This is a genomic window from Pseudoclavibacter sp. CFCC 13611, from assembly GCF_008831225.1.
Lineage (GTDB): Bacteria > Actinomycetota > Actinomycetes > Actinomycetales > Microbacteriaceae > Pseudoclavibacter_A.
Genome location: NZ_WBKE01000002.1, coordinates 552,415 through 569,421, shown reverse-complemented (window position 1 = coordinate 569,421; position 17,007 = coordinate 552,415). Strand labels below are relative to the sequence as shown.

The window sequence follows — 17,007 nt, the reverse complement described above, 5'->3', positions numbered from 1 at the left end:
GGCTGAGTGCTCGCTGGGCGGCTCAGAGCTTCTTGCCGGGGTTCAGTATTCCGCGCGGGTCGAACGCCGCCTTCACACGAATCTGCAGAGCCAGGAGCTCGGACGAGAACTCGGTGCCGAGCGCGCTGCGCTTGAGCGTGCCAACCCCGTGCTCGCCGGTGATGGTGCCGCCGAGCTCGATGGTGCGAGTGAGGATCTGCTCATAGGCGCGGTGTGCTCGTGCCAGGCTGTCGGCGTCGCCTGCGACATAGCCGACGATCGGGTGCAGGTTGCCGTCGCCCACGTGCCCGCCGGTCGCCACCGGCGCACCGGTCTCGGCTGCGGCCTGCTCGATCACGCGCAGCAGCTTCAGCAGCCGACCTCGCGGCACCGCGATGTCTTCGGTGAGCAGCGTGCCGAACTCCGCGTAGAGAGCAGGATGCAGCTGACGGCGGATCTCAAGTAGCGCATCGACTTCGGCCGCGTTCCGAGCCAGGTCGATGCGCACCGCATGATGGCTCTCGAAGATGCGCTGATATTCGGCGACGTCTTCGGTGGCGCGCCCGATCTCGTCGGATTCGACGATCAGCATGGCGGCGACGTCGTCGGGCAGCTTCGCGTTCGGGTTGAAATGGTTGATCGCCTGAATGGTGCGCTGGTCGAGCATCTCGAGTGCGCTTGGCCGGCGGGCGTTGGACGCCGTCTCGGCGGCTGCGGCGAGCGCGTCCTCCAGCGTGGGAAAGAGCGCTGCAGCGCCGGCGGCCTCACCGGGCAGCGGACGCAGCGCCAGGGTGGCCTGCGTGACAATGCCGAGGGTGCCCTCGGAGCCGACGATCAGACTCGTGAGATCGAGCCCGGCGACGCCCTTCACCGAGTCGTGCCCGGTGCGCACGACGGTGCCGTCGGCCAGCACCACCGTCAGGCTGCGCACTGAGTCGCCGGTGACGCCGTACTTCACGCAGCGCATGCCGCCTGCGTTGGTCACGATGTTGCCGCCGATCGAGCTGATGTGCACCGATCCCGGATCGACCGGGTAGAAGAGCCCCTGCTCACGCACGGCAGCCGCCAGATCGCCGGTGATCACGCCTGGCTGCACGGTGACCAGCTGGTCGTCGACGTCGATGCGCAGAATGCGGTTCATCAGGGTGAGGTCCAGCAGAATCGCACCGGGAACCGCATCGGCACCGCCGACGACCCCGGTACGGGTGCCCTGCGGCACCACGGGAATCACCAGATCGTTGGCAATCGCCATGACAGCGGCGACCTCTTCGGTGCTGGTCGGCAGCACCAGCGCGAGGGCCAGCGCCGGGGAGTCGTCGACGCCGGTGTCGTGGCCGTGGTCGAGCAGCTCGGCGCGGCCGGTGACGACGTGATCGGCGCCGAGAGCCTCGGTCAGGCGAGCGACTGCGCTGCGCTGCGCGTCGCTGAGCAGGACGCTGGAGGATGTTGCGAGTGGGTCTGTGGGTGCATCGGCTGCAGTGTTCATGATGGAGTCAAGCTTACCCTCGTCGGCTCCACGACCTGCCCACGAACCGCTGGGGGCCGATCGAGCGTCAGAGGCGCCCGAGCCCGGCGGCCACGCTGCTGGGCCTCAAACGAACGGGTAGTATTGGGAATATTCTTCCCGACGCATACGTTTGAGACCCTGAATGCCCCCGATCTCGTGAGGTGAGTCCGTGCCCGTAGCCTTCGTCGCAGTACTGGTCGCCATGCTCATAGCCTGGCCATCTGTGCGACGTTGGGGATCACGCGGGTTCGTGCCGATCGGCGCTGTCGTCGCCGTCGCCTTCGTCGCACTGCTCGCCGAAGCGCCGAAGGTGCTCTCCGGAGCGGTTCCGGCGTTCGATCTGCCGTGGATTCCCCAGCTCGGGGTGAGCCTCTCGTTCCAGCTGGACGCCCTGAGCTGGGCGATGTCGCTGGTCGTCACCGGCGTCGGCGCGCTGGTGCTGTTCTACTGCAGCGCCTACTTCACCGACTCCGAGCCCTCTCTCAGCCGGTTCGCCACGCTGCTGACCAGCTTCGCCGCAGTCATGCTCGGTCTGGTTACCAGCGACGACATCGTCGTGATGTTCGTGTTCTGGGAGGTCACGAGCGTGCTCTCCTATCTGTTGATCGGGCACACCTCTGACCGACGTGAGTCGCGAGGCGCTGCGCTCCAGGCGCTGCTGGTGACGACCTTCGGCGGGCTGATCATGTTGGTGGGCGTGGCCATTCTGGTGGTCGACAACGGCACGACCTCTCTGACTCAGATCATCGCAGACCCCGTGATGAGCGCCGGCACGCCCTGGGCGGTGCTCATGATCGTGATCGGCGCACTGAGCAAGTCGGCGATCGTCCCCTTCCATTTCTGGCTGCCCTCAGCCATGGCCGGCCCCACGCCGGTGAGCGCCTACCTGCACTCGGCGGCGATGGTCAAGGCGGGCATCTATCTGGTGCTGCGCTTCGCGCCCGGCTACGCCCAAGTGCCGGGGTGGCACGAAGTGCTGGTTCCGCTCGGCCTCGTCACACTGCTGATCGGCGGCTGGCGAGCCTTGCGTCAGTATGACTTGAAGCTGCTGCTCGCCTACGGCACCGTCAGCCAGCTCGGCCTGCTCATCACCGTCGCCGCGATCGGCACCCACGACGCTGCGGTCGCGGCTCTGGCTCTGCTCGTCGCCCACTCGCTGTTCAAGGCCAGCCTGTTCATGATCGTCGGAGTGATCGATCACAACTTCGGCACCCGGGATCTGCGCGCGCTGCGAGGTCTCGGGCGCGGCCATCCGCTGCTCGCGGTCGTCACCGCGCTGAGCGCGGCATCGATGGCAGGGCTGCCGCCGATGCTGGGGTTCCTGGCCAAAGAGAGCGCTCTGACGGCCATGCTCGACTGGCAGCACGGCTGGTCGGTCTGGGTGACGGCAGTCGCCGCACTCGGTTCCGTGCTCACCGTCGCGTACTCCGCTCGGTTCGCCTTCGGAGCCCTCAGCAGCCGCCCGCGCAAGACCGGATCGTCCAACGTCGACACCAGCACCGTGCACGTGCTCGTCGACTGCAGCCAGCCACAGGCGCACGGCAATGTGGGGCTCATCGGCCCGGTCATCCTCTTGGGGCTCTCGCTGCTGCTGGCGGTCTGGCCGACCGGCCTCGACCATCTCGCGACGGCGACCGCCGCGGCGCTGCCCGCCGGTGAGCATCCGCTGCATCTCGCGCTCTGGCACGGCTTCACCCCGGCCCTGGGCATCAGTGCGATCGTCATCGCACTCGGAGCGCTGCTCTTCGTGCTGAGACGACCCGTGGCGAAGCTCCAGGCCAGGGTGCCGGACTGGATCGAACTCTCCCGGTGGTATTCGGCGACACTCGCCGCAACCGACTGGATCTCGGCTCGGGTGACGCTGTTCGCACAGCGCGGCGGTCTGCCCGGCTATCTGGGCACCGTCTTCGTCGCCTTCGTCGCGGCGCTCGGACTGGCCCTGCTGCGCGTGCAGCTCTGGCCCGGCGAGATGGTGCCGTTCCACTCCGTCGCACAGCTCGGCATAGCCGCCCTGATGGCCGTCGCGGCCCTCGCCGCCGTCCGTGCCCGGCGCCGTCTGCTGGCCATGCTCTTGGTCGGAGCCACCGGCTACGGCATGGTCGCGCTCTTCACGCTGCAGGGCGCCCCCGACCTCGCGCTCACGCAGCTGCTGGTCGAGACCGTGACCCTCGTGATCTTCGTGCTGGTCGCGCGTCGCCTTCCGCGGCATTTCGAACGAGCCGAGGGAATCAAGCGGGTCTGGCCCAAGGCCGTCATCGCCGTCGCCGTCGGGGCGGTCATGGGCGGCGTCGCACTCGCCGTCGTGGGTGCGCGCAGCCAGACGCCGATCTCAGCGCAGATGCCCGATCTGGCATATCTCGAAGGGTACGGTCGCAACGTGGTCAACGTGCTTCTCGTCGATCTGCGTGGCTGGGACACCATGGGCGAGATCTCGGTGCTGGTCGCCGTCGCCACGGGTGTGGCCAGTCTGGTCTTCGTCACCCACCGCACCGGCAGAGTCCCTTCGATCAGCGCCCAGGGCCAGCGACGCCGTCGCCTGCAGCGTCTGGCACCCGTCGTCGAACCGGTCACCGGGGCCCTGCCCGTGGTCGACCCGAACACCGGCCGTCCCGTCAGTCAGACGGCGCTGCAGCGCACCATTGACGCGCACGACGAGGTCGACGACGACAGCACCCGCCGAAGCTGGCTGATGGCCGGCCGAACCTTGGCCCCCGATCATCGGTCGCTGATGGTCGAGGTCGTCGTCCGGCTGCTCTTCCTGCCGCTCATGCTGATCTCGGTGATGCTGCTGATCGCCGGGCACAACCAGCCCGGCGGCGGCTTCGCCGGCGGACTCGTCGCCGGTCTCGCCCTGGTGCTGCGCTATCTGGCCGCCGGCCGCTACGAGCTCGGGGAGGCCCTTCCGGTGCCACCAGGAGTCCTGCTCGGCACCGGGCTCGCCACAGCGGTCGGCACGGGAGCCCTCTCCATGCTCTTCGGCGAGCCGTTCCTCACCTCGCTGTGGTGGCAGGCGACGCTGCCGATCATCGGTGAGGTGAAGCTCGGCACCCCCACACTCTTCGACATCGGCGTCTATCTCGTCGTGCTCGGGCTGGTGTTCGACGTACTGCGCTCACTCGGCGCTGGCATCGACGAGCAGTCCGTCTCAGACGAATCGATCGTCGACGACTGGGCGGAGGGCGTGCGATGAGCGTCTCCCTCACTCTGATCGTCTTGATGGCCGTCATGTACGCCTGCGGCGTCTATGCGATGCTCGAGCGCAGCCTCAGTCGAATCCTGATCGGCTTTCTGCTCATCGGCAACGCGACGAACCTGCTTCTCATCATCGTCGCAGGCCCGCCCGGAGAGGCACCGATCGTCGAAGACGGCGTCACCAGCGATCAGATGGCCGATCCCCTGCCGCAGGCCCTCACGCTCACCGCCATCGTGATCACCTTCGGCATCACCGCGCTGCTGCTGGCCCTGATCTACCGAAACTGGCGGCTGTCTCGCCAGGAGCACACCGAGGAGCACACGGCAGTGCCCGGCTCAGACCTGCATGCCGATGACGAGACCGCCATGCTCGTGCGACAGGCCGCGGGCGATGACGCCGCTCTGCACCAGGCCATCGACGCCAGCGACGCGAACGACAGCGGCGACGATGTCTCCGACGCAGACGACTCGAGCACCGCATCCGCACCAAACCGCCACGATCGACAGAGAGGCCATCGATGAACATCGCACAGCTGCTGCCGATCATCGTCGCGCTGCCGCTCGCGGCTGCGGCGACCTCGCTGCTGCTCGGGCGGCGCCCCAAGACGCAGATCGTGGTCACCCTCGGCACCCTGCTCGTCGTGCTCGGCATCGGCGTCGCCACTCTGGTGGCCGCCGACCATGACAACGTCGTGAGCATCGTGTTGGGCGGCTGGCAGGCGCCGTGGGGCATCTCGCTGGTGGCCGACCGGCTCAGCGCTCTGCTCGTCGTCGTCGCCACGACCATGCTGCTCGGCGTCTTGGTCTACGCCATCGGTCAGGGCATCACCGACGGAGACGCCGAGACGCCCGTGACGATCTTCCAGCCGACCTACTTGGTGCTCGCAGCCGGTCTCTTCAACGCCTTTCTGGCCGGCGACCTGTTCAACATGTTCGTCGGCTTCGAGATCATGCTCGCGGCCAGCTATGTGCTGATCACCCTCGGCGGAACCGGCCCGCGCATCCGTTCGGGAGTCATCTACATCGTCGTCTCGCTGGTCTCGTCGGTGTTCTTTCTCGTCGCGATCGCGCTGCTCTATGGCGCGACCGGCACCGTGAACATGGCGCAGCTCGCCCAGCGCATTCCCGAGCTGCCTGCCGAGACGCAGACCATCGTGCATCTGTCGCTCCTGCTCGGCTTCTGCATCAAAGCGGCGGTCTTCCCGCTGTCGTTCTGGCTGCCCGACTCATACCCGACCGCACCGGCGCCTGTGACGGCAGTGTTCGCCGGCCTGCTCACGAAAGTCGGCGTCTACGCGATCATCCGTACCGAGACGCTGCTCTTCGCCCATCACGACGTGAGCGCTCCGCTGATGACCCTCGCCTTCTTCACGCTGCTGATCGGCATCATGGGCGCGATCGCTCAGGCCGACATCAGGCGACTGCTCTCGTTCACCCTGGTCAGCCACATCGGCTACATGCTCTTCGGCATCGCCCTGGGCACGCAGGCGGGCATCGCAGCCACGATCTACTACATGGTGCATCACATCACCGTGCAGACCACCCTCTTCCTGGCGGTCGGCCTGGTCGAACGAGTCGGCGGCACCACGTCGCTGACGCGGCTCAGCGGAGTGCTCAACGCCTCGCCGCTGATCTCGGCGCTGTTCCTGGTGCCCGCGCTCAACCTCGGCGGCATCCCGCCGTTCAGCGGGTTCATCGGCAAGCTCGCCCTGATCCTGGCCGGCGTTCAGACGGCCAACTGGCTGACGTGGGTGGTCATCGGAGCGATGATCCTCACTTCGCTGCTGACGCTGTACCCTCTGGCCCGGGTCTGGAACCTCGGTTTCTGGCGACCCGCGATCGACCCCGACCGCCGGCATAGCCGCATGCTCCGATCGCTGCAGGAGAACCCGTTGGCCCCGCCCCGCAGAGTCGCGCAGCGTGACGTGTCAAAGCTGATGATCTCAGCAACCGCAGGCATGGTCGTGCTCACCCTCGCGCTCACGGTCTTCGCCGGGCCTCTGCTGGGCTTCGCCGACCGGGCCGCGACCACCGTGGCAGACCCGCTCTGGATGATCGCCGCCCTGCTCGGCCCGCTGAGCGGAGGTGCAGCATGAGACAGAGGCTCAGGGCCGGCTGGCAGGAGCTGCTCACCGTCATCGTGCTCACGGTGGTCTGGTGCCTGCTTTGGGGCAAGCTCGACGCGTTCACCGTGATCGGCGGGCTGGTGATCAGTTGGATGCTGGTCGCGATGTTCTATCTGCCGCCGCTCGAGATCACCGGGCGTCTGCATCCGATCTCGGCGGCCTACGCCTTCGTGCGACTGACCCTCGACATCATCCGCGCCTCGATGATCGTCGCCGCGCAGGCGCTTTGGCCCTGGTGGCGGCCCACCGGTGCCGTGGTCAAATTCGATCTGCACACCACCGACGACCTCATCATCACCCTGACGGCCGAGGCGATCTCGCTGGTGCCGGGCTCACTGGTCGTCGAGATCGACCGCAACAACGGAGTGCTGTACGTGCATGCCTTCGGCGTGCGGACTGCGGCCGACATCGAACGCGCCCGCTGTCAGGCGCTCGATCAGGAGGCTCGCATCATCATGGCGTTGGGCAGTTCCGCCGAGCGACAGGCGGTGCGGGGTCTGGCCGCCCGTCGGCGTGCGGATGCGCGAAGGGGCCCGCATCACGAGAGCGGCTCCGACTCGACGCCGGCTCACACATCACCCGTCGATCTGTCGACGCCGACGTCACGAGAGGAGCGCTGACATCATGCCCACCTGGCTCACGATCCTGCTGGTGGTCGTCTACGGGGCGACTGCTGCACTGTGCATTCTGCGCATCGTGCGCGGACCGAGCGTTCTCGACCGCATCGTCGCCTCAGACGTGCTGCTGGTGACGCTGATGTGCGCTCTGGGCACCGAGATGGCCGTGACCGGACACACGCACACCATGCCGATTCTGATCGTGCTCGCGATGTTCGGGGTGATCGGGTCATTCGCCGTGTCACGCTTTCTGGTCACGGCGAAAGATCCGCTGCGCGACGAAGCACCGGAGGAGGCCGCAGATGGACGGTGACACGATTCGCTTCACGATCGCCGGGGTTCTGCTCGGCCTGGGCGCGCTGCTCTCGCTCTCGGCCGCAGTCGGCCTGCTGCGCTTTCCCGATCTGCTCTCGCGCATGCATGCGGCCACCAAGCCGCAGATTCTCGGGCTCATCTGCGTCACCGCGGCGATCGCCGTGCTGAACCCCACTCCCCTGGTGATCGGCACCGCGATCGTGCTCATCACTCTGCAGATGCTCACCGCCCCCATCGCAGCCCATATGGTCGGGCGCGCTCACTATCGCAGCGACGATCTGCGAGACGATCTGCTCGTGGTCGACGAGCTCGCCGAGCACATCGCCGAGGCCGACGAGGAGCACAGCGGCTCCCCGAACGTGCGCTGAACGGTGCCGCAGGGCGATGATCAGCGGATGATCGTCTCGCGACTCTCGGCGACTGCGCTCTGCATCATCTGTGCCGTGGTCTGCCGGTACCCCGGCGCGGCCTGTCCGACCGCCTCGCCGACGGTGAGCACCCGCAGGTCGTTGGTCGACCCGGGGATGCCGGGCGGGCTCCCGGCGGCGACGATGACGCGCTCGCCCGGTTTCGCCCGCCCCGAGTCGATCAGGTAGGTGTCGACGCTCAGCACGATCTCGTCCGTGGTCTGCAGAAACGGCACGAGCACCGACTCCACGCCCCAGATCGGCGTCATCGCACGCCGAGTCGAATCGTCATAGGTGAAGACCAGCAGCGGCAGCTCGTCGCGCAGGCGCGAGACCCGACGTGCCGTGTTGCCGCTGGCGGTGAAGACGCACAGATACTTCGCATCGACATGGTGCGCCACCTCGACGGCCGCGCGGGTGATGGCGCCGGCCAGCGTGTGCGGCTGAGTGCCGAGCGGCGGAATGCGATGCAGGCCGTGCTGCTCGATCGACTCGATGATGTTCGACATCGTCTGCACCGTCTCGACCGGGTGGGCGCCCACTGAGGTCTCGCCGCTGAGCATGAGTGCGTCGGCACCGTCCAGCACCGCGTTCGCGCAGTCTGACGCCTCGGCGCGGGTCGGGCGTGCGCTGGTGATCATCGATTCGAGCATCTGTGTGGCGACGATCACGGGGCGGGCACACTGGCGCGCGAGCTCGATGGCACGCTTCTGCACGACCGGCACCTGTTCGAGGGGCAGTTCGACCCCCAAATCGCCGCGAGCCACCATCACCATGTCGAAGGCCTCGGTGATCGCGTCGAGCACCTCGACGGCCTGGGGCTTCTCGATCTTGGCGATCACCGGCAGCCGCACGCCATGGGCGGCCATCACCTCGCGCACCGCGGTGACATCGTCGGGGCTGCGCACGAACGAGAGTGCGATCAGGTCGACGCCGAGGTCCAGTGCCCAGTGCAGGTTCTCTTCGTCGCGATCGCTCAGTGCGGGAACATCCACCGCCACACCGGGCAGATTGATGCCCTTGTGGTCTGAGACACGGCCGCCCACGACCACCTCGCAGGTGACGTCTGTGGCGTCCACAGCAGTGGCGCGCAGCGAGATGTTCCCGTCGTCGATCAGCAGCTGGTCGCCGACGCTCACGTTTTTGGGCAGATCGGCGAAGGTGGTGCCCACGATGTCGGCGTCACCCGGCACATCGCGCGTGGTGATCGTGAACGTGTCGCCGACGGCGAGGATCTGCGGCCCCGCAGCGAACTGCGCCAGCCTGATCTTCGGCCCCTGCAGATCGACCAGCACGCCGACCGGTTTGTGCAGTCGAGCGGCGACTTCGCGCACCGTCGCGATGTAGCGCCGGTGCTGCTCGTGGTCGCCGTGGCTCATGTTGATGCGGGCGACGTCCATGCCCGCACGGATCATGCTCTCGATGACCTCGGCGTCGTCCGTCGACGGCCCCAGTGTCGCGATGATCTTCGCTCTGCGTCGCATGCCACTCCAATCGGTTCGACAGTTCGTTCTGCCGAGTCAATTCTAGGCCGCTGCGTTGAACGTGAGACGAACGTCGCGGGTCACCGCCGATGTCGGGTCACCGGACGTTCACCGCACACTCACCGCACGCTCATCGCTCGGTCGTTGGCCGCGACCGGCCGCGGAAGCACCGTCTCGCCCTCGAGGTACTGGTCGACCTGCGCGGCGGCGGCCCGGCCCTCTGCGATCGCCCAGACGATGAGCGACTGTCCGCGTCCGGCGTCGCCCGCGACGAACACGCCGTCGACGTCGGTCGAGTAGTCGTTCTCGCGCTCCAGCGCGCCCCTGCCCGTCGTCGACAGGCCGATCTGCTCGTCTGCGCCGTTGACCTCGGGACCGGTGAAGCCCATCGCGATGAAGACCAAGTCAGCCGGCAGATCGCTCTCGGTGCCGTCTTTCGGGCCTCGCGAACCGTCGGCGCGGTACTCCGTCTCGGCGATGCGCAGCGCACGTACGTGTCCGTCATCGTCGCCGACGAACGCCTCGGTGCAGGCCAGGAACCTCCGCTCGCCGCCGTGTCCGTCGGCCTCTTCGTGCGAGGTCGAGACCTCGAAGAGCTTCGGCATGGTGGGCCAGGGCTCGTGATTCGACCTGGTGATGCCCGGCTGGCGGCCGATGGCGAGGTTGGTCACCGATGCCGCCCCCTGCCGGATCGCGGTGCCGATGCAGTCTGAACCGGTGTCGCCGCCGCCGATGACGATGACGTGCTTGCCACGCGCGTTGATCTGGTCGGCGACCTCGTCGCCGGCCACGACTCGGTTCGCCTGGGTGAGATAGTCCATCGCGAAGTGGATGCCGTGGAGCTCCCGCCCCGGCATCGGCAGGTCTCGCGGCGTGGTCGCGCCCGTGGTCACGACGACCGCGTCAAAGCGCTCGCGCAGCTGCTGCCACGAGATGTCGGTGCCGACGTTCACGCCGCTGCGGAAGCGGGTGCCCTCAGCCATCATCTGGTTCAGTCGGGCGTCGAGCACCTTCTTCTCGAGCTTGAAGTCGGGAATGCCATAACGCAGGAGCCCCCCGATGCGGTCGTCGCGTTCATAGACGACCACAGTGTGCCCGGCACGAGTGAGCTGCTGCGCCGCGGCGAGTCCTGCCGGGCCTGAGCCGACGACGGCCACGCTCTTGCCGCTCAGACGCTCCGGCTGATGCGGCTCGACCCAGCCGCGATCGTAGGCCTGGTCGATGATCGAGACCTCGATCTGCTTGATCGTGACCGCCGGCTGGTTGATGCCGAGCACGCAGGCCGACTCGCAGGGCGCCGGGCAGAGGCGTCCGGTGAACTCGGGAAAGTTGTTAGTCGCGTGCAGCCGTTCGATGGCATCCTGCGGATGCTGGCGCCAGACGAGATCGTTCCATTCCGGGATCAGGTTGCCGAGGGGGCAGCCGCTGTGACAGAAGGGCACGCCGCAGTCCATGCAGCGCGACGACTGCTCCTGCAGCTGCAGCGGATCCTGGCGCTCGTAGACCTCTTTCCAGTCCATGATGCGCACGTCGACCGGACGCCGCTTGGGCAGGGCGCGATTGCGAACGGTGAGAAAACCATGTGGGTCAGCCACGTGTGACCTCCAAGATCGTGTTCCAGACCTCGGCGCCGTCGGGGTCAAGCCCCTGCGCCTCGGCGTCCGACCGGGCTCGCAGCACACGAGCGTAGTTGGTCGGCAGCAGTTTGGTGAAGTGCGTGACCGTCTCGTCGAAGTCAGCGAGCATGCGCTCGGCGACCGTCGACCCGGTCTCGATGCGGTGACGTTCGAGCAGGTCGTGCAGCAGTGCGATGTCGTCGGCGTCCAGCTCGAGCAGCTGCAGCTCGTTGCCCGCCAGCGCCTCGACGTTGATGCGATCACGCTCGAGATCATGCACCAGGGCGATGCCGCCCGACATGCCGGCGCCGATGTTCCGGCCTGTGCGGCCGAGAATGACGGCCACGCCGCCCGTCATGTACTCGAGCGCGTGATCGCCCACGCCCTCGACCACGGCGGTCGCTCCCGAGTTGCGCACCAGAAAGCGTTCGCCGACGAGCCCCCGCAGCAGCATCGTGCCGCTGGTCGCCCCGTAGCCGATCACGTTGCCAGCGATGACGTTGTGCTCGGCGACGAAGCGGGTGCCGGCAGGCGGGTACAGCACGAGCTGTCCGCCGCTGAGCCCCTTGCCGACATAGTCGTTACTGTCGCCTTCGAGACGCAGCGTGACGCCGTGCGGCAGAAAGGCGCCCAGTGACTGCCCGGCCGAGCCGTGCAGGGTCACGTCGATCGTGCCGTCGGGCAGCCCCTCGGCCCCGTGTGCCATCGTCACGTGGTAGCCGAGCATGGTGCCGACCGCACGCTCCGTGTTGCGGATGCCCAGGTCGATGTGCACTGGTTCGCCGGTCTCGATCGCGGCCTGAGAGAGTGCGATGAGCTGATTGTCGAAGTGCTGCTCGAGCTCGTGATCCTGGTTGACGAGATGTCGTCTCGGTGCGTCGGCGGGCAGTTCCGGTCCGTGCAGAATCGGGTCGAGATCGAGCCCCTGTGCCTTGAGCTCTGTAGCGGCCGGGGCCACGTCGAGCAGATCTGTGCGACCGATCAGCTCTTCCATGGTGCGCACACCGAGCTCGGCCATGTACTCGCGCACCTGCTGGGCGATGAACTCGAAGAAGGTCACCACGTGCTCGGCCTTGCCGGTGAACCGCGAACGCAGCTCAGGGTTCTGCGTCGCGACGCCGACCGGGCAGGTGTCTTTGTGGCAGACGCGCATCATGATGCAGCCCTCGACGACCAGTGCCGTCGTGGCGAACCCGAACTCCTCGGCCCCGAGCAGTGCGGCGATGATCACGTCGCGTCCGGTCTTGAGCTGGCCGTCGGCCTGCACGACGACGCGGTCGCGCAGCCCGTTGAGCTGCAGCGTCTGCTGTGTCTCGGCCAGGCCGATCTCCCACGGAGTGCCCGCATGCTTCAGCGAGTTCAGCGGGCTGGCGCCGGTGCCGCCGTCATGGCCTGAGACCAGCACCACGTCGGCCTTGGCCTTAGCGACGCCTGCGGCCACTGCGCCGATGCCGTTCTCGCTCACCAGCTTCACATGGATGCGCGCCTTCGGGTTGGCCCGCTTCAGATCGAAGATGAGCTGTTTGAGATCTTCGATCGAATAGATGTCGTGATGCGGGGGCGGCGAGATCAGTCCGACGCCTGCCGTCGAGTGCCGCGTGCGCGCGATCCACGGGTACATCTTCGCCCCCGGCAGCTGGCCGCCCTCACCGGGCTTGGCTCCTTGGGCGAGCTTGATCTGCAGGTCGTCGGCGTGCGCCAGGTACATGCTGGTCACCCCGAAGCGCCCCGAGGCCACCTGCTTGATGGAGCTGCGCCGTTCGGGATCGAGCAGCCTTTCGAGGTCTTCGCCGCCCTCACCGGTGTTGGACTTGCCGCCGATGCGATTCATCGCGATCGCGAGGGTCTGGTGGGCCTCCTGCGAGATCGAGCCGTAGCTCATCGCGCCGGTCGAGAACCGCTTGAACAGCTCGCTGGCCGGTTCGACCTCGTCGATGGGGATGCTCTGTCCGGGCTCGGTGCGCAGACGGAAGAGCCCGCGAATGGTCTTGAGCTCGCGCGACTGGTCGTCGACGAGATCGGTGTACTCCTTGAAGATGTCGTAGCGGCGCGTCTTCGTGCAGTGCTGCAGACGGAAGATCGTGTCGGGGTTGAAGAGGTGAGCGGAGCCGTCCCGGCGCCACTTGTACTCTCCGCCGACCGGCAGCTGCTGATGCACGGTGGCCGCAGGTTCGAGCGGGTACGCCAGTGCATGGCGTCGGGCGTTGTCGTGCTCGATCTCGAGCAGGCCGATGCCGCCGAGCTTCGAGACGGTGCCGGTGAAGAACTCGTCGATGACCTCTTGCGAGATGCCGACCGCTTCGAATGTCTGTGCGCCGACGTAGGAGGCCACCGTCGAGATGCCCATCTTCGACATGATCTTGAGCACGCCCTTGCCGAGCGCCTTGATCAGGTTGCGCACCGCGGTGTCGGCCGAGACGCCCTGCACCAGCCCGGAGCGCACAAGATCCTCTGCACTCTCCATGGCCAGATACGGGTTGACCGCACTCGCGCCGTAGCCGAGCAGAGTCGCGACGTGGTGAACCTCGCGCACATCGCCGGCTTCGGCGATCAGACCGACTCGGCGTCGACACTCCTGTCGCACCAGGTGGTGGTTGATGGCGCCGATGGCCAGCAGCGAGGGAATCGGAGCCTGTTCGGCTGTCGAGTCGCGGTCGCTGATCACGATGAACTCCACGCCGCGCTGCACGGCGGCAAGCGCTTCGTCGCACATCTCGTCGAGGCGACGGCGCAGACCGGTGACGCCGTCGTGCACCGGGTAGGTCGAGCGCAGCGTGACGGTGCCGGTGAAGCCGCTGCGGCGACCGACGTGCTGGATCTTCGCGAGCTGGTCATTGGTGATGACCGGAAAGTCGATCCGCACCTGACGAGCCGACGCCGGTTCGAGGCTGAGCAGGTTCTGCTCTGGGCCGATGCCCGCCGAGAGCGCTGTCACCAGCTGCTCACGAATCGAGTCAAGCGGCGGGTTTGTGACCTGGGCGAAGGTCTGGGTGAAGTAGTCGAAGAGCAGGCGCGGCTTCTCGCTGAGTGCGGCGATCGGCGTGTCGGTGCCCATCGCGCCGAGCGGTTCGGCGCCGGCCTTGGCCATGGGGCCGATCAGCATGGTCAGGTCTTCTTCGGTGTAGCCGAAGGTTCGCTGACGACGGGACACCGAGGCACGGGTGTGCAGGATGTGCTCGCGCTCCGGCAGATCCTTCAGAGAGACCTGCACATCGTCGAGCCATTTCTTCCACGGCTTCTGCTCGGCGAGCGTCTGCTTGACCTCTCTGTCGGGAACGATGCGACCGGCCTTGGTGTCGACCAGGAACATACGACCGGGCTGCAGCCGCCCGCGGCGCATCACGTTCTCTGGTGCGACGTCGATGACGCCGGTCTCGCTGCCGACCACGACGAGCCCGTCGCGGGTGATCACGTAGCGTCCCGGGCGCAGGCCGTTGCGGTCAAGCGTCGCGCCGACGAGCGTGCCGTCGGTGAACGAGATGGCGGCCGGCCCGTCCCAGGGCTCGATCAGGGTGGCATGGTAGGCATAGAACGCCTTGAGCTCCGGGTCCATGTGCTCGTTGTGCTCCCACGCCTCGGGCACCATCATCAGCACCGCGTGCGGCAGCGAACGACCGCCGAGGTGCAGCAGCTCGAGCGTCTCGTCGAACGACGCGGAGTCGCTGCCGCCGTCGGAGACCAGCGGAGTGAGACCGCTGAGGTCGCCGAGCAGCGGGCTGGAGATGTCCGCCTGACGGGCCCTCATGGAGTTGCGGTTGCCCTTCACCGTGTTGATCTCGCCGTTGTGCGCGATCATGCGGAACGGCTGCGCGAGGGGCCACGACGGGAAGGTATTGGTCGAGTACCGGGAGTGCACGAGGGCCAGTTCGGTCTCGAAGCGTTCGTCAGAGAGATCGGGAAAGAAGGGCTCGAGCTGCAGCGTCGTGACCATGCCTTTATAGACGATGGTGCGGCTCGACAGCGACGGGATGAAGACGTCTGTGGTCTTGCTGGCACGGCGCCGAAGTCGGTAGACGATGCGGTCGAGTTCGATGCCGCGAGCGGTCGGCCCGTCGACTCCCAGCCGAGCCACGAAGATCTGCTCGAAAGCCGGCATCGTCTCCCGCGCCTGGGTGCCAACGGCGCTGTCGTCGGTGGGCACTTCGCGCCATCCGAGCACGGTCAGCCCCTCTTCGCGGGCGATGAGATCGATGGTGCGCTTCGCGCGCTCGCGCTGCACCTGATCAAGCGGCAGATAGATCATGCCGGCTGCGTACTCGCCTTTGTCTGGCAGGGCGAAATCGACGACCTCGCTGAAGAAGCGATGCGGAATCTGCAGCAGGATGCCGGCGCCGTCACCCGTGCCGGCGTCAGATCCGACGGCACCGCGGTGTTCGAGGTTGCGCAGTGCGTTGAGCGCGTGATCGACGATGTCATGGCCGGGTGTTCCACGCAGGGTGGCCACCATGGCCAGCCCGCAGGCGTCTTTCTCTGCTTCACGTCGGTAGAGACCGGCATCGCCGGGGATGTGACTGAACCGGGTGAACTCGGAGTCGGGCGCTGTGCCCGAATGGCGATGCTCTGCAGTGGATGCGGAGTGACTCTGCATTGTAGGACTCCTTCATGCGCGCCGGCTCAGAAGCGTCTGCTCGTATGCGCTCATGGTCACGAGAGCTCGTGTTCATGACGGCCGTGTTACGGCGCCATGACATCGCATGCTGATCCAGCGAGGAAGTCCAACTTTATCCGGCTATTGTTACCGGGATCTCACATTGTGTTACAGGCACGTTACAGAACCTGCGCCGATGTCAGCTGCGCTCGCTGGCTTTCGACTCTGCTGCGGAGGCGACCTCGGCATCCGCCGAATCGGCATCGACGGCAGCAGACGAGACGGCGACCTGTTCGAGCGCCTCGAGCCGGGCCAGATGCTCCGGCCGGTACGGGCTCGGCTCGGCACCGGGGTGCCGGCGCGCCTGCACGAACATGATGACCAGGCCGATGACGACGACCACGACGGCGCCCCACTGGTTCAGACGTGCGCCGAGGAAGACGGCGATCGGGTCGAGTCGCATGCCCTCGACGAAGAATCGGCCGATGCCGTACCAGACCAGGTAGAGGCCGAAGAGCCGGCCCCACTGCAGCGCGAAGCGGCGCCCGGCCCAGAGCAGCACGAGCACGCCGATGAGGTTCCACAGCGATTCGTAGAGAAAGGCCGGGTGGAAAAGCGTGCCTTCGGGCAGACCCACCGGGAAGGCGCTGTTGCTCGCCGGGATCTGAATGCCCCACGGCAGGTTCGTCGGGGTTCCGAAGAGCTCGTTGTTGAAGTAGTTGCCCCACCGGCCGAGTGCCTGCGCGAGCAGGATGCCGGGGGCCGCCGCATCGAGCAGCGTGGTCAGCCGCAGGCCGGCGAGATGCGTGCCGATGACGGCTCCCACCACGCCGAGCAGCAGAGCGCCGAAGATCGCCAGACCGCCCTCCCAGATGTAGAGAAAACGCAGCGGGTCGCCGGTGCCGGTGAAGTAGTCGGCCGGATGCGTGAAGACGTGGTAGAGGCGCCCGCCGATGATGCCGAACGGCACCGCCCACAGCGCCACGTCGAGCACGGCCCAGCCGTCGGCCCCACGGTGTTTCAGGCGCACACCCGTGACCCAGCAGGCGAGCACGATGCCGATGGCGATGATCACACCGTAGTAGTGGATGGTGAGCGACCCGATGGAGAACGCTCCGGTGCCGGGGGTGGGAAAGCTGGCGAGATTCACGACTCGTATCCTAGTCTCTTCTGCTC

11 protein-coding genes are annotated in these 17,007 nt (G+C 67.0%); 6 read left to right on the top strand and 5 right to left on the bottom strand.

Features of this window, described 5'->3' with window-relative positions; all coding sequences use genetic code 11:
* Window positions 1–22: 22 nt before the first annotated feature.
* Window positions 23–1,465, bottom strand: coding sequence for an FAD-binding oxidoreductase (locus F8O08_RS06865; protein ID WP_158031541.1), 1,443 nt, complete (start codon window positions 1,463–1,465; stop codon window positions 23–25).
* Window positions 1,466–1,655: 190 nt separating this feature from the next.
* Between F8O08_RS06865 and F8O08_RS06860 the strand changes: the two genes are divergently transcribed.
* The 6 genes from F8O08_RS06860 to mnhG are packed head-to-tail and all read left to right on the top strand — an operon-like array spanning window position 1,656 to window position 8,104.
* Entirely contained in the window at window positions 1,656–4,676 is a 3,021-nt protein-coding gene (locus F8O08_RS06860) for a Na+/H+ antiporter subunit A (RefSeq protein WP_225733597.1), read from the top strand.
* A complete protein-coding gene (locus F8O08_RS06855; protein WP_158042907.1) occupies window positions 4,673–5,200 on the top strand; it encodes an NADH-quinone oxidoreductase subunit K in 528 nt (175 codons plus the stop codon). Before F8O08_RS06860 ends, F8O08_RS06855 begins: the two co-directional genes overlap by 4 nt.
* The gene (locus F8O08_RS06850) at window positions 5,197–6,774 is read left to right on the top strand and encodes a Na+/H+ antiporter subunit D (protein WP_158042906.1); all 1,578 of its coding nucleotides are present in this window, start codon (window positions 5,197–5,199) and stop codon (window positions 6,772–6,774) included. The genes F8O08_RS06855 and F8O08_RS06850 overlap by 4 nt, the downstream gene beginning before the upstream one ends.
* The gene (locus F8O08_RS06845) at window positions 6,771–7,424 is read left to right on the top strand and encodes a Na+/H+ antiporter subunit E (RefSeq protein WP_158042905.1); all 654 of its coding nucleotides are present in this window, start codon (window positions 6,771–6,773) and stop codon (window positions 7,422–7,424) included. Before F8O08_RS06850 ends, F8O08_RS06845 begins: the two co-directional genes overlap by 4 nt.
* A 4-nt stretch (window positions 7,425–7,428) precedes the next feature.
* Window positions 7,429–7,734: a monovalent cation/H+ antiporter complex subunit F gene (locus F8O08_RS06840; protein WP_158031545.1), complete on the top strand. Its 306-nt coding sequence runs from the start codon at window positions 7,429–7,431 to the stop codon at window positions 7,732–7,734.
* Complete coding sequence (mnhG, locus tag F8O08_RS06835; RefSeq protein WP_158042904.1) at window positions 7,724–8,104, top strand: monovalent cation/H(+) antiporter subunit G; 381 nt, start codon at window positions 7,724–7,726, stop codon at window positions 8,102–8,104. The genes F8O08_RS06840 and mnhG overlap by 11 nt, the downstream gene beginning before the upstream one ends.
* Window positions 8,105–8,124: 20 nt before the next feature.
* Here mnhG and pyk read toward each other — a convergent pair whose 3' ends face one another.
* From pyk to lgt, 4 genes are all read right to left on the bottom strand, one after another.
* Entirely contained in the window at window positions 8,125–9,627 is a 1,503-nt protein-coding gene (pyk, locus tag F8O08_RS06830) for a pyruvate kinase (RefSeq protein ID WP_158042903.1), read from the bottom strand.
* Between the two features lie 119 nt (window positions 9,628–9,746).
* Window positions 9,747–11,222, bottom strand: coding sequence for a glutamate synthase subunit beta (locus F8O08_RS06825; RefSeq protein ID WP_158042902.1), 1,476 nt, complete (start codon window positions 11,220–11,222; stop codon window positions 9,747–9,749).
* Window positions 11,215–15,831 (bottom strand): glutamate synthase large subunit, encoded by a 4,617-nt coding sequence (gltB, locus tag F8O08_RS06820; RefSeq protein WP_158042901.1) that lies wholly within the window; start codon window positions 15,829–15,831, stop codon window positions 11,215–11,217. Before gltB ends, F8O08_RS06825 begins: the two co-directional genes overlap by 8 nt.
* Window positions 15,832–16,030: 199 nt before the next feature.
* Window positions 16,031–16,981 carry a prolipoprotein diacylglyceryl transferase gene (lgt, locus tag F8O08_RS06815; RefSeq protein WP_158042900.1) on the bottom strand — a complete coding sequence of 317 codons (951 nt, stop codon included), beginning with the start codon at window positions 16,979–16,981 and terminating at the stop codon, window positions 16,031–16,033.
* Between the last annotated feature and the right edge of the window lie 26 nt (window positions 16,982–17,007).